Source organism: Haemophilus parainfluenzae (genome assembly GCF_014931395.1).
Lineage (GTDB): Bacteria > Pseudomonadota > Gammaproteobacteria > Enterobacterales > Pasteurellaceae > Haemophilus_D.
Map to the genome: position 1 here is coordinate 256,341 of NZ_CP063120.1, position 24,428 is coordinate 280,768.

At 37.6% G+C, this 24,428-nt stretch carries 23 protein-coding genes; 4 read left to right on the forward strand and 19 right to left on the reverse strand.

The genetic code is table 11. The annotated features are described in order from the left end of the window. Window positions 1-16: 16 nt before the first annotated feature. From ndk to glnA, 15 genes are all read right to left on the reverse strand, one after another. On the reverse strand, window positions 17-436 hold the full coding sequence (gene ndk / locus INP94_RS01270; protein WP_193451979.1) for a nucleoside-diphosphate kinase: 420 nt from the start codon (window positions 434-436) through the stop codon (window positions 17-19). A gap of 10 nt (window positions 437-446) precedes the next feature. Further along, entirely contained in the window at window positions 447-1,748 is a 1,302-nt protein-coding gene (gene pepB / locus INP94_RS01275; RefSeq protein ID WP_197543777.1) for an aminopeptidase PepB, read from the reverse strand. A gap of 38 nt (window positions 1,749-1,786) precedes the next feature. After that, a complete protein-coding gene (wbaP, locus tag INP94_RS01280; RefSeq protein WP_197543778.1) occupies window positions 1,787-3,205 on the reverse strand; it encodes an undecaprenyl-phosphate galactose phosphotransferase WbaP in 1,419 nt (472 codons plus the stop codon). A gap of 1 nt (window position 3,206) precedes the next feature. Beyond that, window positions 3,207-4,130 carry a glycosyltransferase family 2 protein gene (locus INP94_RS01285; RefSeq protein WP_197543779.1) on the reverse strand — a complete coding sequence of 308 codons (924 nt, stop codon included), beginning with the start codon at window positions 4,128-4,130 and terminating at the stop codon, window positions 3,207-3,209. Window positions 4,131-4,139: 9 nt separating this feature from the next. Beyond that, window positions 4,140-5,024, reverse strand: coding sequence for a glycosyltransferase family 2 protein (locus INP94_RS01290; RefSeq protein ID WP_197543780.1), 885 nt, complete (start codon window positions 5,022-5,024; stop codon window positions 4,140-4,142). Next, window positions 5,017-6,066: an acyltransferase family protein gene (locus INP94_RS01295; RefSeq protein WP_197543781.1), complete on the reverse strand. Its 1,050-nt coding sequence runs from the start codon at window positions 6,064-6,066 to the stop codon at window positions 5,017-5,019. The genes INP94_RS01290 and INP94_RS01295 overlap by 8 nt, the downstream gene beginning before the upstream one ends. Window positions 6,067-6,076: 10 nt before the next feature. After that, window positions 6,077-6,889, reverse strand: coding sequence for an NAD-dependent epimerase/dehydratase family protein (locus tag INP94_RS01300; RefSeq protein ID WP_197543782.1), 813 nt, complete (start codon window positions 6,887-6,889; stop codon window positions 6,077-6,079). Window positions 6,890-6,893: 4 nt separating this feature from the next. Beyond that, the gene (locus INP94_RS01305) at window positions 6,894-8,798 is read right to left on the reverse strand and encodes a rhamnan synthesis F family protein (RefSeq protein ID WP_197543783.1); all 1,905 of its coding nucleotides are present in this window, start codon (window positions 8,796-8,798) and stop codon (window positions 6,894-6,896) included. Between the two features lie 14 nt (window positions 8,799-8,812). Further along, window positions 8,813-9,556 (reverse strand): ABC transporter ATP-binding protein, encoded by a 744-nt coding sequence (locus tag INP94_RS01310; RefSeq protein WP_197543784.1) that lies wholly within the window; start codon window positions 9,554-9,556, stop codon window positions 8,813-8,815. Between the two features lie 6 nt (window positions 9,557-9,562). Further along, the gene (locus tag INP94_RS01315) at window positions 9,563-10,339 is read right to left on the reverse strand and encodes an ABC transporter permease (protein ID WP_197543785.1); all 777 of its coding nucleotides are present in this window, start codon (window positions 10,337-10,339) and stop codon (window positions 9,563-9,565) included. A 10-nt stretch (window positions 10,340-10,349) separates the two neighbouring features. Further along, entirely contained in the window at window positions 10,350-10,892 is a 543-nt protein-coding gene (rfbC, locus tag INP94_RS01320) for a dTDP-4-dehydrorhamnose 3,5-epimerase (RefSeq protein WP_197543786.1), read from the reverse strand. Between the two features lie 19 nt (window positions 10,893-10,911). Further along, window positions 10,912-11,796 carry a dTDP-4-dehydrorhamnose reductase gene (gene rfbD / locus INP94_RS01325; RefSeq protein ID WP_197543787.1) on the reverse strand — a complete coding sequence of 295 codons (885 nt, stop codon included), beginning with the start codon at window positions 11,794-11,796 and terminating at the stop codon, window positions 10,912-10,914. A gap of 1 nt (window position 11,797) precedes the next feature. Continuing rightward, window positions 11,798-12,670: a glucose-1-phosphate thymidylyltransferase RfbA gene (rfbA, locus tag INP94_RS01330; RefSeq protein WP_197543788.1), complete on the reverse strand. Its 873-nt coding sequence runs from the start codon at window positions 12,668-12,670 to the stop codon at window positions 11,798-11,800. A gap of 77 nt (window positions 12,671-12,747) precedes the next feature. Beyond that, window positions 12,748-13,812, reverse strand: a complete 1,065-nt coding sequence (gene rffG, locus INP94_RS01335; RefSeq protein WP_197543789.1) for a dTDP-glucose 4,6-dehydratase — start codon at window positions 13,810-13,812, stop codon at window positions 12,748-12,750. A gap of 156 nt (window positions 13,813-13,968) precedes the next feature. Continuing rightward, entirely contained in the window at window positions 13,969-15,387 is a 1,419-nt protein-coding gene (glnA, locus tag INP94_RS01340) for a type I glutamate--ammonia ligase (protein ID WP_197543790.1), read from the reverse strand. Window positions 15,388-15,636: 249 nt separating this feature from the next. On the opposite strand from glnA, the gene typA reads away from it, so the two are divergent. After that, the gene (gene typA, locus INP94_RS01345; protein WP_197543791.1) at window positions 15,637-17,487 is read left to right on the forward strand and encodes a translational GTPase TypA; all 1,851 of its coding nucleotides are present in this window, start codon (window positions 15,637-15,639) and stop codon (window positions 17,485-17,487) included. Between the two features lie 138 nt (window positions 17,488-17,625). Here the strand turns inward: typA and rdgC are convergent, their stop codons facing one another. Continuing rightward, entirely contained in the window at window positions 17,626-18,537 is a 912-nt protein-coding gene (rdgC, locus tag INP94_RS01350) for a recombination-associated protein RdgC (RefSeq protein WP_197543792.1), read from the reverse strand. Between the two features lie 68 nt (window positions 18,538-18,605). On the opposite strand from rdgC, the gene proC reads away from it, so the two are divergent. From proC to xerD, 3 genes are read left to right on the forward strand one after another with little or no spacing between them, the layout of a single operon-like run. Continuing rightward, window positions 18,606-19,421 (forward strand): pyrroline-5-carboxylate reductase, encoded by an 816-nt coding sequence (gene proC / locus INP94_RS01355; RefSeq protein WP_197544253.1) that lies wholly within the window; start codon window positions 18,606-18,608, stop codon window positions 19,419-19,421. Next, entirely contained in the window at window positions 19,421-20,581 is a 1,161-nt protein-coding gene (locus INP94_RS01360) for a 3-phenylpropionate MFS transporter (RefSeq protein WP_197543793.1), read from the forward strand. The genes proC and INP94_RS01360 overlap by 1 nt, the downstream gene beginning before the upstream one ends. A gap of 2 nt (window positions 20,582-20,583) precedes the next feature. Next, entirely contained in the window at window positions 20,584-21,477 is an 894-nt protein-coding gene (xerD, locus tag INP94_RS01365; protein WP_005698164.1) for a site-specific tyrosine recombinase XerD, read from the forward strand. Window positions 21,478-21,535: 58 nt separating this feature from the next. Here the strand turns inward: xerD and INP94_RS01370 are convergent, their stop codons facing one another. The 3 genes from INP94_RS01370 to INP94_RS01380 all read right to left on the reverse strand — a co-directional run bounded on the left by INP94_RS01370 (window position 21,536) and on the right by INP94_RS01380 (window position 24,408). Beyond that, window positions 21,536-22,666 (reverse strand): glycerate kinase, encoded by a 1,131-nt coding sequence (locus INP94_RS01370; RefSeq protein WP_197543794.1) that lies wholly within the window; start codon window positions 22,664-22,666, stop codon window positions 21,536-21,538. A gap of 14 nt (window positions 22,667-22,680) precedes the next feature. Beyond that, window positions 22,681-23,937 carry a GntP family permease gene (locus INP94_RS01375; RefSeq protein ID WP_197543795.1) on the reverse strand — a complete coding sequence of 419 codons (1,257 nt, stop codon included), beginning with the start codon at window positions 23,935-23,937 and terminating at the stop codon, window positions 22,681-22,683. A 114-nt stretch (window positions 23,938-24,051) separates the two neighbouring features. After that, window positions 24,052-24,408 (reverse strand): diacylglycerol kinase, encoded by a 357-nt coding sequence (locus INP94_RS01380; RefSeq protein WP_005695266.1) that lies wholly within the window; start codon window positions 24,406-24,408, stop codon window positions 24,052-24,054. Between the last annotated feature and the right edge of the window lie 20 nt (window positions 24,409-24,428).

The window sequence follows — 24,428 nt, forward strand, 5'->3', positions numbered from 1 at the left end:
TTTTTATAGAAATGAATTACGGTTGAATTTCTGAATCTACAAAGAAATAAGCAATTTCTCGTTTTGCGCTTTCAACGCTATCAGAACCATGAACAGAGTTTTCACGCTGATTTAACGCAAAGTCTTTACGGATAGTACCTTCTGCCGCCTCCGCCGGATTCGTTGCGCCAATCAAAGTGCGGTAATCTTTCACGGCATTTTCTTTTTCCAATACAGAAACCACTATCGGACCAGAGAGCATATATTCCACCAACGGCTCAAAAAATGGTTTACCTTGGTGTTCTGCATAGAAACCTTCGGCTTGTTCTTTGGTTAATTGCACCATTTTAAGTGCAACAACACGGAATCCCTGTGATTCAAAACGCCCTAAAATAGCACCAATTAAATGACGTTTTACAGCATCGGGTTTGATAATTGAAAAAGTACGTTCTGTCATAAAATCCTACTTAACTTGCTTTCGTTACTAATAAATTTGCTAAAGTTTTCACACCGATTCCTGTTGCACCGACCGCCCATAAATCACTACCTGATTTACGATAAGTGGCCGAACAATCAATATGCAACCACCGTTGTTGATAGTTTTTCACAAAATACGATAAAAATGCTGTTGCAGTACTTGCGCCCGCGACAACTGGCGCTGTGCCTGTATTTGCAATATCCGCAAAAGAAGACGTGATTTGACTACGATGGAAATCCTCAAAAGGCAAACGCCAGAACGGTTCATTTTCTTCTTTCGCCGCTTGGAATAAGCTATTTACCAACGCATCATCCATAGAAAGCACACTGTGGTAATCATTACCCACTGCTACTTTCGCCGCACCAGTTAAAGTTGCACAATCGACAATAAATTGTGGGTTTTGACTATCGGCTTCAATTAAACCGTCTGCTAATACTAAACGCCCTTCCGCATCAGTATTTAAAATCTCAGCGGTTACACCATTTTTATAGGTGATGATATCACCCAATTTAAACGCATTACCGCTCACCAGGTTTTCTGCACAGCATAAATAGAGTTTTACTCGTTGATTTAAACCGTGCGCAATAGCAAACCCTAACGCACCTGTTAATAACGCAGCGCCCCCCATATCGGTACGCATAGTACTCATACCATCACTTGGTTTGATGCTGTAACCACCACTATCAAAAGTAATACCTTTACCCACTAAACACGCTAATACGGGCGAATTTGGATCATTAGTCGGGTTAAAATCTAATTGCAACATAGCTGGTGGATTAATAGAACCACGACCCACCGTAAAGATCCCGTGATAGCCTTGCTCTTTTAACGCTTCACCAGAAATGATTTGAAAACTGACCGCACTTTTATCAGCATAATTTTCGGCTTGTTTAGAAATAAACTCAGCCGCGCGTTCAGCTAATTTAACCGGAGTAAGGGTTTGTGCCGGTTCATTAATAATTCCACGCACAAAATCACCACATTCAATACGGGCTAATAATTCATCTTGTGGCTCATCATCTAAATGAGGAAATTCAATCGAATAATCTTGCTTCGCCGAGTAAAAACCTTGATAAAATGCCCAGCAATTTTCTAATTCCCATGCATCCCCCACAAGCTCAACGTCTTTAATGCCCTGTCCACGTAACTTACGTGCGGCTTTTTGAACTAAAACAAGGTTCGATTTTTCATTATCTTTAAGATGAATAACGGCTTGATCTTGATTAAAACTTAAAATGGCATTTTTGCCCCAACTCTCCGAAGCGGGAGTAGTTGATAATGTAATTTGCATGTGGTTGTTCTCCTTTATTTATTGTATAAGTTACTTTGCTAATAAGCTCCGGTCTTCTTCCATACAACTTTCAATGTTTTAAATAGAATCACGATATCATTCCATAAAGACCAGTTCTTTGCATACCAAGTATCAAAATAGACGCGAGTATCATAGCTTACGTTATTTCGTCCACTAACTTGCCACAAACCTGTCATTCCAGGTTTAGCCATAAGGTAATAATCCACATCTTCTTGATAATAAGGTAATTCCTCTTTTACAATTGGGCGTGGGCCAACTAAACTCATCTCCCCTTTAAGTACATTCCAAAGTTGCGGTAGTTCATCTAGGCTTCTCGCTCTTAACCATCTGCCTATTGGTGTAATGCGTGGATCATCTTTAAGTTTGAAGTCTTTTTCCCATTCCAATCTAGCACTTTCATCCGTTGCTAAAATTCTTTCTAAAACTTCGTCAGAGTTATTTACCATAGTTCTAAACTTCAAGCATTTGAATTCCTTTTTATTTTGACCAATTCTTGAATGCTCATAAATTAGTTTTCCACCATCTTTCTTAATAAGAAAATACAATGGGATACATAATGGGAATAAGAAAAGAATAAGAAAAGAGGCCCCCAATATATCAAAGACTCTTTTAATAAATCGAGAAGATCGTTTTGCTAAGTTATTATTTACTCGAAACAGAACCATTTCATGGCTAAATAGAAAAGACATATCCGTACCATAAAGCGGAATACCTCGAAAATCAGGAATAACTGAGATAGAACGACAACCTTTTCGAATTAAATAACGCAACCAGAAATCCTGCTTTACTTTATTTTCCTCATCTATAGCAAGAATAAACTGTGTAAATTCTGGAGATACCAGTTTGATCAGCAACTCAGGATTATGGCGCATAACTGGCACCCCCTCAATGAACTCTGATTTATATTCTTCAGTATTTATAAACAATTTAATATTAAACCCTAAATATGGCTCATTATTTAACGCATCAAATACTTCTTTCGCATTCTTACCATTGCCAATAATAATGGTTTCTTTCAAATACCACCCTAATTTAATAAGTAAATTTTTGGTTAAAACTCGTCCAAAGGGCACTAAAGTAAAAACCAAAAGCCAAGTTACAGACCAAAAATAGCGAGAAACATAAAGACGGGAAAAAGCAACTATAGCTAATTCAATAACAAAAATAATCAATAATGTTCTAAATATCTCTTTTAACTCAAACCAAAATGGCTTGCGATAGGTATAATGACGCAGACGAATCCAAAACCAAATAACACAACAGCTTCCCATAATACAATGTATTAGAATAAAAGAGGAAAGCTGCTCTAAGGGAAAATATCGATAATCCCCCCCACTAATTTCAAGCAAAAAGAAAGATGATAAAAAAATAGAAATCCCAAAAGAAAAAAAATCTATAGAAATTTGAAAAAACTTAATGAAATTGGCTCTATTCATATTACTTATCCCAATATCCTTTATGCATACTAAGTGCCTTACACCACTTATAAGGTAACATATAGTAATAATAACCTAATTTAAAACCAATTAATTTAGCCAATGTAGATAGTATTGCCTTAGGAATTAAAAGTGGTGACTTTATAGACAAAAACTTTAATTCTGATAGTACAAACCTTTTCCCCTCAGAAGCAACCCTACCAAATTTTTGTTGAATCCATTGCTGTTCTTGCTGAAATACACCCGTATCAAAATAACGTTGGAATTCTTGTTTTAGTGTATAGTTATGACTGTGAAATACTGTTGCCTCAGCACAGTAAGCAACTTTATATCCCGATAAAATCATTTTTGCCGTCAAATACATATCTTCCGCTAAAATAGTGTTATCCGGGAATCCACCTAATTCCTCAAAAACTGATAGACGATAGGCAGCAAAGGAATTTGACATAAATGCTGCTTTTATTCCAAGTGTTGGAATATCTACCTGTGATTTAACTTTTGATTCAGGCGGATAATTAAAATAGCGGGCATGAGTGGCTAACATTGTTGCATTATGATGTGGTAACTGTCGACCACAAACAGCGGCCACCTTAGAATCTACAAAGGGAGAGAGTAAATTTGCTAACGAATCTGGCGATGCTAAAATTGCATCTTGAGTCATAAACACCACTACATCAGTAAAACTTTTGCCAAATTCAACCGCTTGATTACGCGTTCTACCATGGTTAAAGATGGATTGCGGAATAGAATAGACTGAAAATCCTGCTTCTTCCGCTAGTTTTACCGTATTATCAGAAGAAGAAGAATCAATCACAATTACTTTATCAGCTTTTAAGGATTGGGATTGATAAGCGGTGATCCAATCTTGCCATTGATTACCTGCATTACAAGTTGGTACACACAATACAAATTGAAGAGCGGTCATTTTTCTGCCTTATTTTACCAAAAGTGATAATAGCCACTGCTTTAACTTTGGCACACTTTGATACTCTCTTTTTGAAGAGGGAGGCAAACAATGTGGTTTGCCATATTGTGTAGCAAATTGTTCAAACATTTTAACTTGCCGAATTGCTTGACGAATATTTTTCCAGTATGACTTAAATCGAATAAAATAATAAAATAGGCGCAATTTATGGTTAAACACCCCCACTTGATTTTGGCAATGTTGACGATAATCTAGTAAAGGCTTATCTATAAATTGTGTTTCACCATAATAACGCGCTAACAGTGCCAACCACCAATCGTGCATATAAAGTTCAGAAAGTTGAGTATAAGATAAAGAATCTAGTGCTAGATTACGTAAGGCACGATTGATCATACAGGCTGCGCCTTGCACACAGTTTTTATACAAAATCGAATCATCATTTAAGCATTTCGCACTTAAAGCCTGATAAGTAAAAAAACTTGGCGAAATTTCATTATTTTGTTCATCAATCAAACGCGCGTCACTAAAGATGAGCGCTGGAATAGCATTATTTTTCTGCTTGGCAATTTTAGCAAATTCACCCACTTTATTTATATGCCAAATATCATCTTGATCTGCTAAAAAGGTAAAATCTGCTTCACTATATTTTAGTGCAAATAAAAAATTAGCAATCACCCCTTTTCTCTGACCTTGCACAATGTTATAAGCAGTAAAATTAGCATTAGCAAAGGTATTTCTGACAATAAAAATCGTCTCATCACAAGATCCATCATCAGACACAATAATTTTTTGTGGCAAAATGGCTTGTGATAAAATACTTTCTAATTGTGAGGATATAAAAGATGCACCGTTGAAGGTGCATACAATTACGTCATATTTAAATGCTTTATCCATATGATTCTTTTTTTCGATAAAAGAGTAAATTATTTAGTTTTTCTGTTATGTAATTAACTAATGGATAGACTAAGTAACCATAGAAAAAACTTAATGTTATTACAGTTATTAATATAGAAAATTTCACAAAATTATTTGAGTGAGCGACATCAAATGCACTATAAAAAAGTAATAAAATTTGATGATGAACTAAAAATGCTAGAAAGCTGTAACGAGATAGCTGGCTAAATAGTTCCCTCATATATTTAGGAATAAAAATTATATCAAATACGCTAGATATAATAACAAAGAAAGAAATTCCAACCATAATAAGCACAAAGTGATATGGTATTTTATCTAGTAAAATTGATGTATTTACTAGGATAGCTAGAGCAACAACTGTCAAGATTCCTCTTAGTAACTTGTCTTTTCTAATATTTTGAGCAAAACAAATACCAAAAAAGAACTCTGGTAATCGCATCAGAGGGTTTATTGGTTCCCACATTTCAAATATAGCCCCATATTTTATATGCAAAGAAACAACTAATCCTATTAAAATGAGAAATGATAACAAAGGCTTTTTTAAACCATATAGAAATAAGAATGGAAAAAATATATATGTTATTAACATATATCCAGTATACCATTCACCAACCAAGTAGAAAGTAGGAAACTTATAAAGGAATAGTCCATCTAAACCGATTATTGTTAACAAGAACCTAATACCTGGAACACCTTCACCTATTGGCTTACTCAATAATATAAATAATAACGCAACAGCAGCATAACTAAGCCAATACGAAGGATAAATAGCTAGAAATCGCTTTCTTATATAAGAGGTCAGAGAAAAATTTTCTTTAGCTGACAGCCCCAAACCAAAACCAGAAGATATAATAAAGAGAGATACTGCGATATCTCCGACATTCATTCCTAAAAATTTTAGTCCAAAAAATAACGGGGCATTATTATCTGCATAAAAAGAATGCATATCCAAATGAAATAACATTACAGCAATGCAAGAAATAACTTTAATAAAATCAATATAGAAAAATTTTTCCTTCATAAATTTCTACCTATTTTTTCCCCCACACAGCCATGGAATCATAAGGGCGAGCAGGGAAAACATTATATTTAGGCTTAATTTTCAGGTTATGTACTGCAATAAACTCTTCTACTGCTGTTCTCAAGCTCTTTGGTTTACCTGAGCAACAGTTAAATATACCAGACTGTTTGCTTGAAATTCTTTCTTCTATTTGTGCCGAAAGCTCTTCAATATCAATGAAATCATAAAGCATTTCACCACTATTCAATGGAAAAAACTCTTGTCCTTCATCTTCAGCCTTTAAGATCTTCGTAAAAATAGAATTACTAAAACGATCATCTCCTGTAATATAGTAAAAGCGTAACCACTGCAAATTTAATTCAGGCGTTACACTAGCAAAATCAAACATTGCTTGGCGTAAGAAGTTTTTTGCAATTCCATAAGGATTTCTAGGATTACAAGGTGTATTTTCATCAATAGGCCCGATAAAGTATCCGACCTCATGCATTGTACCTGCAACAGAGATATTTTTTATACCTAATTCTGCCATAGATGTAAGAAATTCATAATGTTTCATCACATTAGCTAAATGAGAAGGATCTCGATGATTAAACCCTGCTTGCCAAGCCAAATGCAATAAACATTCTGCATCTTTCACTAAGTCACATTTTTTATCTTGAGATAAAGCGAAGATATTCCCATAAAATAAGCTTGCTCCATCTAAAAAATGATGGGGTGTTTCTCCATCAAAAAGCATTGCTGTGACTTGATGTCCTTTATCTAATAAACCTCTTACGACATTTCTACCGATATAACCATTGGCTCCCGTTACAATAATATTCATTGAATTAATGTCCTCTTAATTTATGATAATAGTGTCTCAATTTTCTATATGGCATACGTGTTACTTTGGATAATTTAGGATAATTACCTAATACATGATTTTTTAATAGGCGAACCACATTAATTATAAAATAACGGCTAATATTTGGATTTCCAGATGAAATATTATTTCCTACCATATATTTAGCATTATGAGCCAGACTAATTTGATATGGAATGTCTCCATTAGAAAGATTACTTACTAATCTCTGCATTTTATATTCTAACTTAGTGTAATTAAGCTCCATCATTTCTGACGACATAATGTTACATGCTAAGTAACCAGCATCATGAGCAGTATAAGCTAATAAGCGCTCTAATACATGAGCCAACGAACCATCGTAATGCATTGGTTCTTTATTAAAATCTTCAAACTTCCAGTTATATTCAAAAAGCTTACGCAATGCTTTTGGTCTAAACCAGAACATGGTACCGTATGCAGCAAATGGAGATATATCGTCAAAAGGCACATTAATATTTAGTTTTTTGGCTATCTCTAAGCAAAGAGGTTTATTACTATACCAAGCATGCCCAAGAGTTGGATATCCAATATGAACCATTGAAGGCATTGCAAAACCTATGTTTTTATTATTATCTAGATAATTAAGCAACTTAGATACATATGCTTTATCCTTCAATAAATTTAAATACATCATTTCCTTAAAATGTTTCGCCATGTTATAACCATTTTGAGGAGATTTTTTTGAATGTAAACGACAGACCCAATCATAATCACTATTCATAATATCATCTTTACAACTAATAAATAGTGAAGACATATCTCGTCCTCTATTTTGCTCAGTTACAATCACCTTAATATTATTCGTATTTATTGTTTCCAATATAGGAGAAGATAAGATCTCTTCTCTTTGCTCTTTACTTGATGTCGTAATAAGCAAATCATATTTGCAAGGTATATTCTCGGTATAAAATAATATCTCTTCAAGCATATCTGCATAGAATATATGTGCAACCACAAGAATTTTCAAATTCTCTCTAAGTTTTACAGTATTTAAAGAATCAAATACTTTTAATAAAGTCATATTAGTTGCAATATCTTTAGGTTTTGATGTTCTTAAGATATTTTTGATTATCAGCTCTATCGGATATTCTGATTCTTCTTGAATGTATTCTATGGCTCTTCTTAAAAATAAGCATTCTCTATCATGATGTAATGGGTCATGAAAAAAAGGTCTTCTCTTTAAGATAGGAGAACGAGATTTACTAAATGTATCATCAATTTCATAGAATGTTGGATATTTACTACCAAAAACATCAGAATCTACATAAACAGCATAACTATACCCTTTAGAGTAGAAATGATGTGTAAATCTAGACTCATGCATTAACACTGAGTCTGTATATGAATGGATCATTGGCATATTTTTCCAATAATGCTCAAATTCATGTGAATTTAACATATTCTTTCTGACTGCAATAAAATGCGATTGAATATGCTTATGTAAAACACCTGTACCGGTAAACGGATTAGGTTGGACCTTTCCATGATCCGATATTCCCCAGAAATCAACATTTTGCTTTTCTGACCACTCAAATAATTCTGAGAATGGGAAAATAGGTGCAAAGAAAGTATAATTTAATAGAATAAGTTCATCATATTCAGCTAGTTTATCAAAGCCAATTTTCTCAATTGCCTCTTTATATCCCCAAACATCAAATCCAATATTTTCTCGGCACATAATGTAATCTGTGCAATGTTGAATTTTTTTACGTGACTCAGCTGTTAAATCTGAATTTGAAACAAACCAAATGTCTTGGACAAACTCTTTTAGTTTTTCTAGTTTATACGGGATATAATCATCTACGATTCCATCGTGATCATAGAATAAATAAATTGCTAATCTTTTCATTTTTTTCCTTAGATTTAGTTATTAACCATAGAAGATATATATTCTTGAGAAACAGAATGAGTTTCTCCTATAGCCCTTACTTCACCATTATCAATCCAGATAGCTTTAGAGCATAACTCTTTAACTTGCTCAATTGAATGAGATACAAACAATAATGTTGTGCCATTGCTCAACAAATGTTCCATTCTCTCTTTACACTTTTGTTGAAAGGCAAAATCGCCTACGGCTAATACTTCATCAACAATCAAAATATCGGGTTTCTGCACTGTTGCAATAGCAAATCCTAATCTAGCAGACATACCTGAAGAAAAATTCTTAATAGGAACATCAATAAAATCATTTAATTCTGCAAAGTCAACAATCTCTTGGAAATGAGATTCAATAAATCTTTTACTATAGCCTAATAATGCCCCATTAAGAAAAATATTCTCTCTTGCTGTCAATTCCGGATCAAAACCAGCTCCTAATTCAATTAATGGTGAAATAGAACCATTGACTGTTACATTTCCTTGGTAAGGTCTGATAATTCCTGAAATTAATTTAAGTAAAGTAGATTTTCCTGAACCATTCTTCCCAATTAATCCCCAAGACTCCCCTCGTTTTACAGTAAAATTAATATTTTTAAGTGCCAAGAACTCTTGAAACATTAGCTCTCGTTTTAACATCTTAATAATATATTCTTTTAAACCACTAATACTTTCAGCTGATTTATTAAATCTTACTGTAGCATTTTTTACTTCGATCACTATATCATTCATAATTATTTAGATATAAAGTATAAATTCATTTTCTTTACGATTGAAAAACCAAATACCGACTAATAATAGAATTATCGATATAATAAAACCTTGAGATAAAGACTCCATTGACAAACTCTGCCCATTTAGAATTACATTTCTAAACTGCTCAACATAATTCACCATAGGATTAAGGTTATCATACCACCAACGATATTCTTGAGAAATAATAGACACAGGATAAATTATAGGGGTTAAATACATCCAAATAGAAGTAAAAACACCCCATAAATATTGAATATCTCTAAAAAATACAGTTGAAGCCGATAAAATGAATCCTAATCCTAAACTAAAAATATAAAGCTCTAAGAAAATTATGGGAACCCATAAAACATTCAATGTAATTTCTACTTGGGTAAAAATCATCACAAGAATTAGGGCTATCATTGCAAACAGCATATTAACTAATGAGCTTGTTATTTTAGATAAAACAAAAATATACTTTGGTACATATGTCTTTTTAATTAAAGAAGCATTATGAACAATAGCTGTGACTGAACTAGAGGTTGCCTCTGAAACAAAACCAAAAATTAATTGTCCTGTAAGCAGATAGGCTGAAAAATTAGGAATATCGAATTTAAATAAGTTTGAAAAAACTACTGTTAATACAATCATCATTAACAAAGGATTTAAAATACTCCAAATATAGCCTAAATAACTTCTTCTATATTTTAGTTTTATATCCTTAAGGACCAACTGCTTCAATAATTCGATATATTTAATTTGATTTACAAATGATTTCATAAGCAATATCTTATTTAAATTTCACAGCATCCTTTAAAATTTTTCCAGCTAAATCTTTTGCTGACAAACTCGGTTCGCTCTCTAAAAGCCATTCAATACCGACGGTCTCATCATTCCAAATTAAGGAATGCTCTGCTTTAGGATTATAGTAATCAGTACATTTATAAGTAAATTCAGCTTCATCAGTTAAAACATAAAAGCCATGTGCAAACCCTTCAGGTACCCAAAGCTGACGTTTATTTTCAGCAGATAAAATTTCACCTACCCATTGTCCAAATGTAGGAGAGAATTCCCGCATATCAACGGCAACATCAAATACAGCTCCAGATACTACACGCACTAATTTACCTTGTGTATTTTCAGTTTGATAATGTAATCCACGTAATACTCCTTTTACCGATTTTGAATGATTTTCTTGTACAAAAGTACGATCTGCTACATTTTGTTTAAACCATTCATCACGGAAGGTTTCCATAAAGAAACCACGTTCATCACCGAATACTTGAGGTTCTAATAATTTTACATCGGGAATTTTAGTATCAATAACTTTCATTATGAATCCTTATATTTTCTTATTCTGCATAAGCCTTAATATTTTTTAATGCTTTTTGCCAATCACTTGGTTTAACTCCAAACGCTTGCTGAATTTTAGTTAAATCTAAGCAAGTATTGGCTGGACGTTTAGCCTGGGTTGGATAATCCGCAGTCGTAATCTCATTTACAAAAGGAACTTTCTCTAACACATTTTGCGAAACAGCCTCAGCCAAAATAGCTTTAGCAAAATCACACCAACTAACATATGGCACTCCACTAAAATGATAAATGCCATATTCGATACTTTCGCCTCTAATAATTTTTTCGGCAATCTGAACTAATGTACTAGCAATATCTCCAGCATAAGTTGGCCCACCAATTTGATCCGCAACAACGTTTAATGTATCGTGTTTTTTGGCTAAGCGAAGCATAGTTTTCACAAAATTATTGCCATGTTCGCCAAAAACCCAAGAAGTACGTAAAATGATCACTCTTGAAACAAGGGAAAGAAGCACCTTATCTCCCTCTGCCTTACTTTTGCCATAAGCACTTAAGGGACAAGTAATATCGGTTTCTGTATATTTACCTTTTTTATATCCATCAAATACATAATCAGTAGATATATGCAAGATAGTTGCATTAACTCTATTTGCAGCCTCAGCTAAATATTTTAACCCTTTGACATTAACATCATGAACTAGTGACTCTTCAGTTTCAGCTCTATCCACATGAGTGTAAGCTGCCCCATTAATAATAATATTCGGCTTAAACGAATCAACCAAAGACAGTACAGCATTTTTATTCGTGATATCAAGCTCGTTATGTTTTAAAGCTAATATATCATGACCGTTTTCAAGCCTTAACCTTTGTGTCAAAGCAAAACCTATTTGTCCATTTGCCCCTGTGATTAGGAATTTTGCCACACTATTTTTTTTCCTTAATTATTCTAAGCAAGTATTGACCATACTCATTTTTTGCCATTGGTTTTGCTAATTTTTCCACCTGTTCAGAAGTGAGCCAACCATTACGCCATGCTATTTCTTCTAAACATGCTACTTGCAAACCTTGCACCTTTTCAATGGTACGAACAAATGAAGCCGCCTCATGTAAACTTTCGTGTGTACCAGTATCTAACCATGCAAAACCACGTCCGAGCAATTGCACGTTGAGTGAGCCATCGTTTAAATACATTTCGTTAAGAGTAGTAATCTCTAATTCTCCACGAGCAGAGGGCTTGACTTGTTTTGCAAATTCTACCACACGGTTATCATAAAAATATAAACCTGTTACAGCATAGTTTGATTTTGGTTCAACTGGTTTTTCTTCAATCGAAACCGCTTTGAAGTTTTCATCAAATTCAACTACACCAAAGCGCTCAGGATCTTTCACTAAATATCCAAACACTGTTGCACCGTGGGGCTGTTTAACTGCCTCTTGCAACATTTGACTGAAGTGTTGACCGTAGAAAATGTTATCACCCAGTACTAAGCAACAACTATCACCATTAATAAACTCTTCACCGATAAGAAATGCTTGAGCTAAACCATCTGGGCTTGGTTGAATTGCGTATTGTAAATTCACACCGAAATCTGAACCATCACCTAATAAGCGTTTGAAACTTTCATTATCTTCAGGGGTAGTAATAATAAGAACATCTCGAATACCCGCTAACATTAATACTGAAAGTGGATAGTAAATCATCGGTTTATCATAAACAGGCAAAAGTTGTTTAGATACACCTCGAGTAATAGGATAGAGGCGAGTACCGGAACCGCCTGCAAGAATAATACCTTTCATAAGGAGACCTTTAAAAGAGCGGGTAGATTCTCTTAAATTTTTATAAATTATTAGAAAACTTCACCGCTTGTTAATAATTAGTTACCTAAACGTTCACGGTTATATGAGCCATCTAATACACGACTCCACCATTTTTTGTTATTTAAATACCATTCTACTGTTTTGCGAATACCTGATTCAAAAGTTTCTTGTGGCTTCCAACCTAATTCTCGGCCAATTTTAGCTGCATCAATCGCATAGCGTACATCGTGGCCAGGACGATCTTTCACATAAGTAATGAGATCTTCATATTTTGCTACACCTTCTGGTTTGTTTGGCACTAACTCTTCTAATAAACTGCAAATAGTACGTACTACATCAATATTTGCTTTCTCATTATGCCCACCAATATTGTATGTTTCACCTACCTTACCTTCTGTTACGACTTTATATAATGCACGCGCATGATCTTCTACAAATAACCAGTCACGAATTTGTTGACCATTTCCATAAACTGGTAATGGCTTTCCATCTAGTGCATTTAAAATCATTAATGGAATAAGTTTTTCAGGGAAATGAAATGGACCATAGTTATTTGAACAGTTAGTCACAATTGTTGGTAAACCATAAGTACGCAACCATGCGCGAACTAAGTGATCGCTAGAGGCTTTAGATGCTGAATAAGGACTGCTAGGTGCATAAGGTGTAGTTTCAGTAAACAAATCATCTGTTCCTTCTAAATCACCATATACCTCATCTGTTGAAATGTGATGAAAACGAAATGCTGCTTTTCTCTCATCATTTAAAGAATTCCAATAAGCTCGAGCTGCTTCTAATAGCGTGTAAGTACCTACTATATTTGTTTCGATAAAAGCTGCTGGTCCATCAATAGAACGGTCAACATGACTTTCTGCCGCTAAATGCATTACAGCATCAGGTTGATGATGTTCAAATACACGTGCCAATGCTTTTGCATCACAAATATCCACTTGTTCAAATGCATAGCGTGGATTATTTTCTACGGATTCTAAAGATTCTAAATTACCTGCATAAGTTAATTTATCAACATTTACCACGTTATCTTGCGTGTTTTCAATAATGTGGCGAACAACTGCAGAGCCAATAAAACCAGCACCACCAGTAACCAAAATTGTTTTGCTCATTTTCATCCTCTTGGTTATTTAACAAATAAAACATTACCCTGTATTCTATTTGAAATAATACTATTTCACAATTAAAGAATACAATACTTATGAAAAAAGTGCGGTCATTTTTGACCGCACTTTCCCTGTTAAACACTAGAATTCCGCTGTTTGTTACTAAGCATAATACATCTCAAACTCAACCGGATGTGGTGTCATATTTAAACGTTCTACCTCTTTACGTTTGATATTAATAAATGCTTCGATAAAGTCTTTGGCAAATACTCCACCCTGCGTTAAGAATTCATAGTCTTTTTCTAATGAATTCAACGCTTCTTCTAATGAGCTTGCAACTGCAGGAATATCTTTTAATTCTTCTGGTGGAAGATCATAAAGATTTTTATCCATTGCATCGCCTGGATGAATTTTGTTCACTACGCCATCAAGACCTGCCATTAATAACGCCGCGAAAGCCAGATATGGGTTTGCCATCGGATCTGGGAAACGCGCTTCAATGCGGATTGCTTTCGGGTTGGTTACTGCTGGGATACGGATTGAAGCAGAACGGTTACTTGCAGAGTAAGCCAACAATACTGGTGCCTCAAAGCCTGGTACTAAACGTTTGTATGAGTTCGTACTTGGGTTAGTGAATGCATTTAATGCTTTAGCATGCTTAATGATACCGCCGATGTAATAAAGTGCGGTTTCAGAAAGACCTGCATATTTATCACCTTGGAAAATGTTTTTACCGTCTTTACTTAATGACATATTACAGTGCATGCCCGAACCATTATCACCTGTGATTGGTTTTGGCATAAAGCAAGCGGTTTTACCATGTTCTAACGCAACGTTTTGCACCACATATTTATAGATTTGTGTTTCATCTGCTTTTAAAGTTAAGCTGTTGAATTTCGTTGCAATTTCATTTTGGCCCGCAGTCGCCACTTCATGGTGGTGAGCTTCTACTACTAAGCCCATTTCTTCTAAAATCAAACACATTTCAGAACGAATATCGTGTGCTGTATCAATTGGAGCAACCGCACAGTAACCGCCTTTTTTCAATGGACGATAGGCGTTGTTACCACCTTCGTATTTTTTGTTGGTGTTCCAAGCCGCTTCAATGTCATCAACGACAAAAGAAGCACGGTTCATTGATACATCAAAACGTACATCATCAAATAAGAAGAACTCTGGTTCAGGACCAAAGAATGCTTGATCCGCAATACCGATTGAACGCATATAGTTTTCGGCGCGAATAGCGATTGAACGCGGGTCACGATCATAGCTTTGCATGGTCGTTGGTTCATAAATACTACAACGAATAGAGAGAGTTGGGATCTGCGCAAATGGATCGACTACCGCAGTTTCAGCGATTGGCATTAAAAGCATATCGGCCTTGTTAATGGTTTTCCAACCTTCAACAGAAGAGCCATCGAACATTTTGCCATCTTCAAACATATCTTCATCAACAAGGCTAACTGGGATAGAAACACCGTGTTCTTTACCTTTAATGTCGGTGAAACGAAGTAGCGCGAACTTAATATCGTTCTCTTCAATCAGTTTGAATACGTTGGCAATTGCGTTTGCATTTGGCATAAGGAGTCCTCTATTTTGCTATGTATATAATCTTTATAAAAATTAAAAGAGCATTATAACGCAACCGCTTGCTTTTTTCATGGGATTTATTTTAAACACCAGCATAGCAGAGTAACGAAATATCGTGTATAATTTTTGCCCTTTCGAGATTCTCGTAGGGTGAGTTTTACTCACCAACTTAAACTACTTGGACTATTCGGTGGCATAAAAATTCCACCCTACAAAACTTAAACTTTAAGAACGTAATAAATGAAAAACGACATTGATATTAATAAATTGCGCAATATCGCAATTATCGCCCACGTTGACCATGGTAAAACCACCCTCGTTGACAAACTTCTTCAACAATCCGGTACATTTGAATCCACTCGTGGTGATGTTGATGAACGCGTAATGGACTCAAACGATCTTGAAAAAGAACGTGGCATTACCATTCTTGCAAAAAATACTGCAATTAACTGGAATGGTTATCGCATTAACATCGTAGATACCCCAGGACACGCGGACTTCGGTGGTGAAGTAGAGCGTGTACTTTCTATGGTGGATTCTGTACTTTTAGTGGTAGATGCCTTTGACGGCCCGATGCCGCAAACGCGTTTCGTAACCCAAAAAGCCTTTGCTCATGGTTTAAAACCAATTGTAGTTATCAACAAGGTTGACCGTCCAGGCGCACGTCCTGATTGGGTGGTGGATCAAGTATTCGATTTATTCGTTAACCTTGGTGCAACCGATGAGCAATTAGACTTCCCTATTATCTATGCTTCAGCATTAAATGGTGTTGCAGGTCTTGAACATGAAGAATTAGCGGAAGATATGACCCCATTATTTGAAGCGATTGTTCAACACGTTGAACCGCCAAAAGTGGAACTTGATGCGCCATTCCAAATGCAAATTTCCCAATTAGACTATAACAGCTATGTGGGTGTTATTGGTATCGGCCGTATCAAACGTGGCTCAATCAAACCAAATCAACCTGTAACGATCATTGATGGCGAAGGTAAAACTCGTCAAGGCCGTGTCGGTCAAGTATTAGGTCACCTTGGTTTACAACGTTATGAAGAAGATGTTGCTTACGCAGGTGATATCATCGCGATTACTGGTTTAGGTGAATTAAATATCTCGGATACTATTTGTGATATCAACGCCGTTGAAGCCTTACCTTCATTAACTGTTGATGAACCAACCGTAACCATGTTCTTCTGTGTAAACACCTCTCCGTTTGCGGGTCAAGAAGGTAAATATGTGACTTCTCGTCAAATTCTTGAACGTTTAAACAAAGAATTAGTTCACAACGTGGCATTACGCGTGGAAGAAACACCAAACCCTGATGAATTCCGTGTTTCTGGTCGTGGTGAATTACACCTTTCTGTATTAATTGAAAATATGCGTCGTGAAGGTTATGAACTTGCGGTTTCCCGCCCTAAAGTAATCTACCGTGAAATCAACGGCAAAAAACAAGAGCCTTATGAACAAGTAACTATCGACGTAGAAGAACAACATCAAGGTTCTGTCATGGAAGCATTAGGTATCCGTAAAGGTGAAGTTCGTGACATGATGCCGGATGGCAAAGGTCGTGTACGTTTAGAATACATCATCCCTAGCCGTGGCTTAATCGGTTTCCGTGGTGAATTCATGACGATGACATCAGGTACCGGTTTACTTTACTCCAGTTTCGACCACTACGATGACATCAAGCCAGGTGAAATCGGCCAACGTAAAAACGGTGTATTAATTTCTAATGCGACAGGTAAAGCATTAGCTTATGCGCTATTTGGTTTACAAGAGCGTGGTAAATTAATGATCGAAGCTAACGTAGAGGTTTACGAAGGTCAAATCATCGGTATTCACAGCCGTACAAATGACTTAACCGTAAACTGCTTACAAGGTAAAAAACTCACCAATATGCGTGCATCGGGTAAAGATGATGCCATCGTATTAACCACACCGGTGAAATTCTCCCTTGAACAAGCCATCGAGTTTATCGATGATGACGAGTTAGTAGAAGTGACACCAGAATCGATCCGTATCCGTAAAAAACTCTTAACGGAAAACGATCGTAAACGTGCAAACCGTACGACAACCAGTACGAGTACTCACTAATTAAAAACGTGCGGAAATTTGACCGCACTTTTAAACAAACAAAAGGCGAACATCATGTTCGCCTTTTGTTTAGGGGCTGACGTAGCCTAGCATAACTGCTAATCTACGTCAGCCCCTTTTTTTATTTCATGATTAAAACTAACCTAATCTGACTTTCTCGCCACCGAATTCATCGAGTAAGTTTTCTGTCAGTTTAGATAAAATACCCGTCATTAATACAAAATCAGCATCAAAGCGTTGAGCATAATCTTCTTTTAAAATATCCGCATTTTTCTCACGCACGGCATCAGCAAATTTTAAGCGTTTGAGCGTGCAATCTTCATTAAATACAAAAGTCAGCGTATCTTCCCACTCCAATGCGAGCTTGCTCACTACTTTTTTGCCATCTTGTAAAAGCGCGAGAATCTCTTCATTTTCTAAAGGCTGTTTCTTACAACGGATCATGCTATCTTCTTGGCTTCCTCGCAATTCTGCTTCTTCTAATGCCATCAACCAATGAGGAATTTTTTCCTGCACAATCCAATCCGTTAAAATGGTCGAAGGCTCATTCGCAAAAGCTAACGGCACAACGGGTAACGAACCAAGTGATTTACGCAATAGCGCCAAGGCCTCTTCTGCTCGTTTACTGGATGCCGCATCGACATGAACAAGGTTATTCTCCGTATCAATCCACACAGAAGTTTGCTGATTTTTAGTAAATGCACGAGGCAATAAATTCATCACCACATCATCTTTTAACGTTTGTTTTTCCGTTTTCTTCAATTTGCGGTTTTCTTTTTGCTCAAGGCTTTCAATGCGTTCATCTAATTCACGTTTTACCACATTAGCCGGCAACATTTTTTCTTCTTTTTTCGCAACTAACAAAATGTGTTTACCCACTGAAAAATGTAATAATTCGCTGTCTTTCAACGGATTCATCCAACCGAATTTACTTTGATCTTGTGAGCCACAAGGATGAAATTCACAATCTGACAACTGGCGTTGCAATTCATTAAGATCCCAATCTAGGGGCTTAGTCAGCCTATATGTCATTAAATTTTTAAACCACATCGTAACACTTCCTTCATAATAGGGTAAAATACGCGACATTGTAGCCCATAAACTCACGGGAAAAAATGATGCAACAGAAATTAATTGCCTTCATCGGCGGTGGCAATATGGCACAAGCGATTGTGTTAGGCCTATTAAAACAAGGTTATCCAGCCGATAAAATTATTGTGAATGATCCTAATGAAGAAAAACGTGCTTTTTTTGCTCAATATGGCGTCGCGGTTTCTACGGATAACAATCAATCCATCACACAATCTCAAGTAGTCTTATTTGCGGTTAAACCGCAAGTCCTCGCTGATGTTTGCAAGCCATTAAGTGCGGTTGATTTTTCCGATAAATTAATCATTTCTATTGCAGCTGGTATTTCGACCGCCCGATTAGCCGAATTAATCCCTACTGCAAAATCCATTGTTCGCGTGATGCCAAACACCCCTGCGTTAGTGGGTGAAGGCATGGCAGGCTTATTTGCGGACAAAAACACACCTGAAATTGACCGCACTTTTGCGGAAGATTTACTTTCTGCAGTAGGGAAAACCACTTGGGTGACGGATGAAGATCAAATGCATGCAGTCACTGCCGCATCTGGCAGTAGCCCTGCTTACTTCTTCCAATTTTTAGAGGCTATGCAACAAGGCTTAATAGAAATGGGCTTAGATGAAAAGCAATCTCGTGAGTTGGTACAACAAGCTATGTTAGGCTCGGCGAAACTCGTGATTGAAAATCCTCAAACTGCCCTTTCCACGTTACGAGAAAATGTCACCTCAAAAGGCGGTACCACCGCAGCCGCATTAAATGTGTTCAATCAACATCAATTTAACGACATCATTAAACAAGCGATGCAGGCCTGTGTGGCACGCTCACAAGAAATGGAAAAATTATTCTAATGCAAGTTCGTCCTTTTACCTGGCTCACCCTGAGCTTTTTTGGCTACTATTGTGCCTACGGTGTGTTTCTTCCCCTTTTCCCTGCGTGGTTAAAAACGCAATCTTATAGTGAAGAAAGCATCGGTTTATTGCTAGCCTGTGGTTATATTTTCCGTTTTAGTGGCAGTATTTTATTTTCTGGCTTGATAAAACGCGTTTCCCTTTTAGTGAATGGCTTACGTTACTTAGCTGTTGCCAGCGCTGTCACCATGGCATTAATCGGGCTCATGTCGCATAACTTCTGGTTATTATTTATTGGACTTGCCTTGTATTCCATGGTGAATGCGGCGGGCATGCCGATTGGTGATAGCCTAGCGAGTACATGGCAACAACAAATTCATTTAGATTACGGTAAAGTACGCTTGATTGGCTCCTTTGCATTTGTTGTCGGCGTGATGGTGTTTGGGTATTTAGCGGGGATGGTTGGTGAGCAATACATCACATGGATGATTACGGGAATCCTTATTTTCTATAGCATTGTGCAATTACTTCATCCCAATCCAATGCCACAAGATGAGCCACAAAGTGCGGTCGAAAATTCTGTTGGATTTTTAGGTCTACTCAAAAATAAAACGACACTTCGTTTATTTATTGCTATTGCACTGATTCAAGGATCGCACGCCGCTTATTACTCATACAGCACGATCTTCTGGACAAGCCACGGTCATTCTGTTTCCGATGCGGGCTTATTTTGGGGAATTAGCGTATTAGTAGAAATTGTCGTCTTTTTCTTCTCTACCCGATTATTCAAAAACTGGAGCATTACAGCCCTATTCTATCTCACAGGCATCGCAGCTATCGTACGTTGGCTCGCTTTCGGTTATGCAGACACCTTTGTTGAAATCGTTCTATTGCAATGTTTTCACAGCCTCACTTATGTGGCGGGACATTACGCGACCGTGCGTTATATCACGACTCAACCACAAAACCATATTGCGAAATTACAAGGTTTATACAATGCTTTAGCGGGATGTGCAGCCATTGCCATTTTCACCGCACTTTCTGGCGTGCTTTATCCAATTTCGCCAGTTTATGCTTTTAGCTTAATGGCCGCCTTTGCATTCATTGGTTTATTTATCACCCCACGTGGTGTAAAAGCCTTTTTGGTACATAGAGTGTAAACATGAATAATCTCACGCTAGTCGATTTGTTCTTGAATGAATATTGGATTGAAAAAGGATTGTCTGAAAACACCGTGCAGTCTTATCGTCTCGATTTGACTGCTCTTTGTGATTGGTTAGATAAACAAAATTTATCCCTCGAAACACTCGAACCATTAGATCTACAGCAATTTCTGGGTAGCCGTTTAGAACAAGGCTATAAAGCGACGAGCACAGCGAGAATGCTCAGTGCGATGCGGAAATTATTTCAGTATCTATATCGCGAAAAATACCGTACGGATGATCCAAGTGCCGTACTGAGCTCGCCTAAACTACCAAGCCGTTTGCCTAAGTATTTAACCGAGCAACAAGTCACAGATTTATTAAATACGCCAGATGTAGAAATTCCGCTCGAGTTACGCGATAAAGCCATGTTAGAATTGCTGTACGCCACAGGATTACGTGTCACGGAATTGGTCACGCTCACTATTGAGAATATGAACCTGCAACAAGGTGTCGTGCGGGTGATTGGTAAAGGTAATAAAGAACGTATTGTACCGATGGGGGAAGAAGCCGCTTTTTGGGTGCGACAATTCGTACTTTACGGTCGTCCTATTTTGCTTAATGGGCAAAGTTCAGATGTGGTTTTTCCAAGTCAACGAGCTCAGCAAATGACTCGCCAAACCTTTTGGCATCGTATAAAGCATTATGCGGTGTTAGCAGGAATTGATACGGATGCCCTTTCACCACATGTTCTCCGTCATGCCTTTGCGACGCATTTAGTGAACCACGGTGCGGATCTCCGTGTTGTGCAAATGCTCCTCGGACACAGCGATCTCTCCACCACACAAATCTATACTCACGTAGCTAAAGAACGTTTGAAACACCTTCATGAAAGATTTCATCCGAGAGGATAAGATCAAAAAGTGCGGTCAAATTTATCGTTATTTTTGATCGCACTTTAGTATGAAAAGCTTATTTCAATGACAACAATCTCGCCACATTTTGAGCCGTCGAAATCAAATTCTGCTCGCCTTGCTTGAGAATTGTCGGTAAATCACCCAGATTACGGATAATTGGGAACACCGCATCAATCCCATGTTCATACACCACTTCATAATCCTCACGTAAACAACCTACGATCGCGATGACTGGCTTATTAAATTGTTTCGCTGTGCGCGCCACGCCGATTGGGGTCTTACCTAAAACACTTTGCGCATCCATACGGCCTTCACCGGTAATGACTAAATCAGCCTCTTTAACTTGTTCAGCAAGTTTCAAATTATCTAACACAATCTGCACACCCGCCTTGAGTTGCACATTGGGTAAGAGCAATAAACCTCCGCCCATACCACCTGCCGCCCCTGCGCCTGATTGTTCTTGAATTTGTTTACCACAATCCCGCTCGGCAATTTTAGCAAAATGAGCTAATGCCTCATCCAGTTCTTTCACCATCTCAGGCGTTGCACCTTTTTGTGGACCAAAAATCGCAGAGGCACCTCGTTCACCACAAAGTGGATTATTCACGTCACAAGCCACTTCGATTCGTACGTGTTGCAATCGAGGATCTAAATCAGCCATTTGAATTTCAGCAAGATTGGATAACGCTGTACCACCAAAGCCAATGGATTGACCATTTTTATCCAATAAACGCAAGCCTAATGCTTGCAGCATACCTGCACCACCGTCATTTGTGGCGCTCCCGCCGATCCCTAAAATGATGTGTTGAACACCAAGGTCAAGGGCTTGCTTAATTAGCTCACCCGTACCAAAACTGGTGGTTTGACAAGGATTGCGTTTATCCATCGGGACAAGATGCAATCCCGATGCGGCTGCCATTTCGATAATCGCCGTATTACCCTCACCCGATAAACCGAAAAAGCTTTTTACTTGATTGCCTAACGGTGCAGTGACTTCCGTTTCAATCAGGCGACCTTGAGTGGCATCCACTAAGGATTGCACGGTTCCCTCACCACCATCTGCCATCGGTAATTTCACATATTCGGCATTCGGGAAAATTCGTTTAAAACCTGTTTCAATTGCATTTGCCACTTCGAGCGCGGTTAAACTTTCTTTAAATGAATCAGGCGCAATCACAATTTTCATACACTCTCCTGACATCAATAAAACACACCGAAAATGAGCGTAGAAACGACCGTCATAATCAACCCGATCGCACTTTCATAAGGAATCAGTTTTAAGCGTTCTTTCATATTCATATTCACACTGCCGCCAGTCGCATGGAAGAAAGAACCGTGTGGCATATTGTCGAATACGATCGCTCCCGCATGGATCATGGCTGCCGCCGCAAGACTGCTTACACCCAGCTCTAATAATGTTGAGCTAAATACATTGGATGCGACTGCCGTGCCTGCCGTCGTTGATGCCGTCGCAAGAGACATCAATACACCAGAAATTGGCGCGAGAATATAAGGAGGCAAACCAGAATGTTTTAAGCCTTCGATTAGCACATCTTTCATACCTGAGTTACCAATAATGCCCGCTAAAGCGCCCGTACCGAGCAACATAATCGCCACCGGTGCCATTTTGCCTAAGCCGCTAATCGCATAGCTATTCGCGTGGCGAAGTTTTCCCATACATAACGCACCAATTAAACCACCTAGTGGCAACGCAATGAGAGGATCAACTTTAATGTCCGCCAATGGACGTAGCGCCAGTAATAAGATAGCCACTAATGGTGCAGCAAGTGCGGTCAGAAATGAGGGTAAATGTTGAGTATCAACGGCAACGCTCTCTTGTTCGGATACAAAAGAGCCTTTATTTTTTAAACGTTTCGCTAAGAAATAGGTTAAGGCTAGCCCAAAGATCCCAGGAATAATCCCCACTACCATTACCGACGTTAAAGGCAGATGAAAGGTATCTGCTGCTGCAATGGCATTGGGGTTAGGTGACATCAAGTTTCCTGCTTTTCCCCCACCAATCATCGCTAATAAAACAGCTGATTTTGATAAATTGGTGCGACGAGCTAACGCCAGTGCAATCGGGGAAACGGTAATAACGGCTACATCAATAAACACACCGACTGCGGTTAAAATCAGTGTTGCTAAAGCTAAGGCCAATAACGCTCTTGCTTCACCAAGTTTATGTGTAATAGTTTCGGCAATCGTGCTGGCCGCCCCCGATTCAATGAGCACACCTGCTAGTACACCTGCCGCTAAAATTCGCATAACAGCTGTCGTAATACCCTGGGCCCCACCGATCATTAAGTTCACCGTTTCGGATAAATCAGCGCCACCAACTAGCCCGCCTATCAAAGCCCCCGTCAACATGCCATAGACTGGCGAGACTTTTTTCAAAATGAGAAAAATGGCCACAATAAGCGCAACTAATGCACCGAAAGACGAAACTGTTGTCATAAATACCTACTTATATCCAATACCGCTGAGATATATAAATGTTTGTGTACATTATACAAAAACGGCTTATGTAAAACACATAAGCCGACATTTTTACTTAAAATTGACCGCACTTTAGAAAAATAAAATACTTCCCCAAACAACGGCAACGATGCAAAGCGCAATGAATACCGCTGCTGAGCCTTGGTCTTTGGCTCGCCCTGAAAGCTCGTGGCGTTCTGTACCGATACGGTCCACCACCGCTTCAACTGCACTATTTAACAGCTCTACTGCCATCACGAGTAAAACCGATGAAATCATCAGCGCGATTTCAATTTTAGTGTCACCGAGCCAAAATGCGAGCGGAATCAGAATGCACGCAAGAAAACATTCGTGGCGGAATGCAGTTTCATTTTTGAATGCACTCTTTAAACCTTGTAAGGAATATTTTGTGGAGTTAATTAAATGGGTTAATCCCGTGGTTTTATACATAAAAGTTCCTATGTTGTAAT

Coding starts and splice junctions, on each gene's coding strand:
- rfbC (WP_197543786.1), bottom strand. CDS start 10,892: ATGAAAGTTATTGATACTAAAATTCCCGATGTAAAATTATTAGAACCT.
- INP94_RS01315 (WP_197543785.1), bottom strand. CDS start 10,339: ATGAAATCATTTGTAAATCAAATTAAATATATCGAATTATTGAAGCAG.
- pepB (WP_197543777.1), bottom strand. CDS start 1,748: ATGCAAATTACATTATCAACTACTCCCGCTTCGGAGAGTTGGGGCAAA.
- INP94_RS01290 (WP_197543780.1), bottom strand. CDS start 5,024: ATGGATAAAGCATTTAAATATGACGTAATTGTATGCACCTTCAACGGT.
- proC (WP_197544253.1), top strand. CDS start 18,606: ATGCAACAGAAATTAATTGCCTTCATCGGCGGTGGCAATATGGCACAA.
- rfbA (WP_197543788.1), bottom strand. CDS start 12,670: ATGAAAGGTATTATTCTTGCAGGCGGTTCCGGTACTCGCCTCTATCCT.
- INP94_RS01370 (WP_197543794.1), bottom strand. CDS start 22,666: ATGAAAATTGTGATTGCGCCTGATTCATTTAAAGAAAGTTTAACCGCG.
- INP94_RS01375 (WP_197543795.1), bottom strand. CDS start 23,937: ATGACAACAGTTTCGTCTTTCGGTGCATTAGTTGCGCTTATTGTGGCC.
- INP94_RS01310 (WP_197543784.1), bottom strand. CDS start 9,556: ATGAATGATATAGTGATCGAAGTAAAAAATGCTACAGTAAGATTTAAT.
- wbaP (WP_197543778.1), bottom strand. CDS start 3,205: ATGAATAGAGCCAATTTCATTAAGTTTTTTCAAATTTCTATAGATTTT.
- ndk (WP_193451979.1), bottom strand. CDS start 436: ATGACAGAACGTACTTTTTCAATTATCAAACCCGATGCTGTAAAACGT.
- glnA (WP_197543790.1), bottom strand. CDS start 15,387: ATGCCAAATGCAAACGCAATTGCCAACGTATTCAAACTGATTGAAGAG.
- xerD (WP_005698164.1), top strand. CDS start 20,584: ATGAATAATCTCACGCTAGTCGATTTGTTCTTGAATGAATATTGGATT.
- INP94_RS01305 (WP_197543783.1), bottom strand. CDS start 8,798: ATGAAAAGATTAGCAATTTATTTATTCTATGATCACGATGGAATCGTA.
- rdgC (WP_197543792.1), bottom strand. CDS start 18,537: ATGTGGTTTAAAAATTTAATGACATATAGGCTGACTAAGCCCCTAGAT.
- INP94_RS01380 (WP_005695266.1), bottom strand. CDS start 24,408: ATGTATAAAACCACGGGATTAACCCATTTAATTAACTCCACAAAATAT.
- INP94_RS01300 (WP_197543782.1), bottom strand. CDS start 6,889: ATGAATATTATTGTAACGGGAGCCAATGGTTATATCGGTAGAAATGTC.
- typA (WP_197543791.1), top strand. CDS start 15,637: ATGAAAAACGACATTGATATTAATAAATTGCGCAATATCGCAATTATC.
- INP94_RS01285 (WP_197543779.1), bottom strand. CDS start 4,130: ATGACCGCTCTTCAATTTGTATTGTGTGTACCAACTTGTAATGCAGGT.
- INP94_RS01295 (WP_197543781.1), bottom strand. CDS start 6,066: ATGAAGGAAAAATTTTTCTATATTGATTTTATTAAAGTTATTTCTTGC.
- rffG (WP_197543789.1), bottom strand. CDS start 13,812: ATGAGCAAAACAATTTTGGTTACTGGTGGTGCTGGTTTTATTGGCTCT.
- INP94_RS01360 (WP_197543793.1), top strand. CDS start 19,421: ATGCAAGTTCGTCCTTTTACCTGGCTCACCCTGAGCTTTTTTGGCTAC.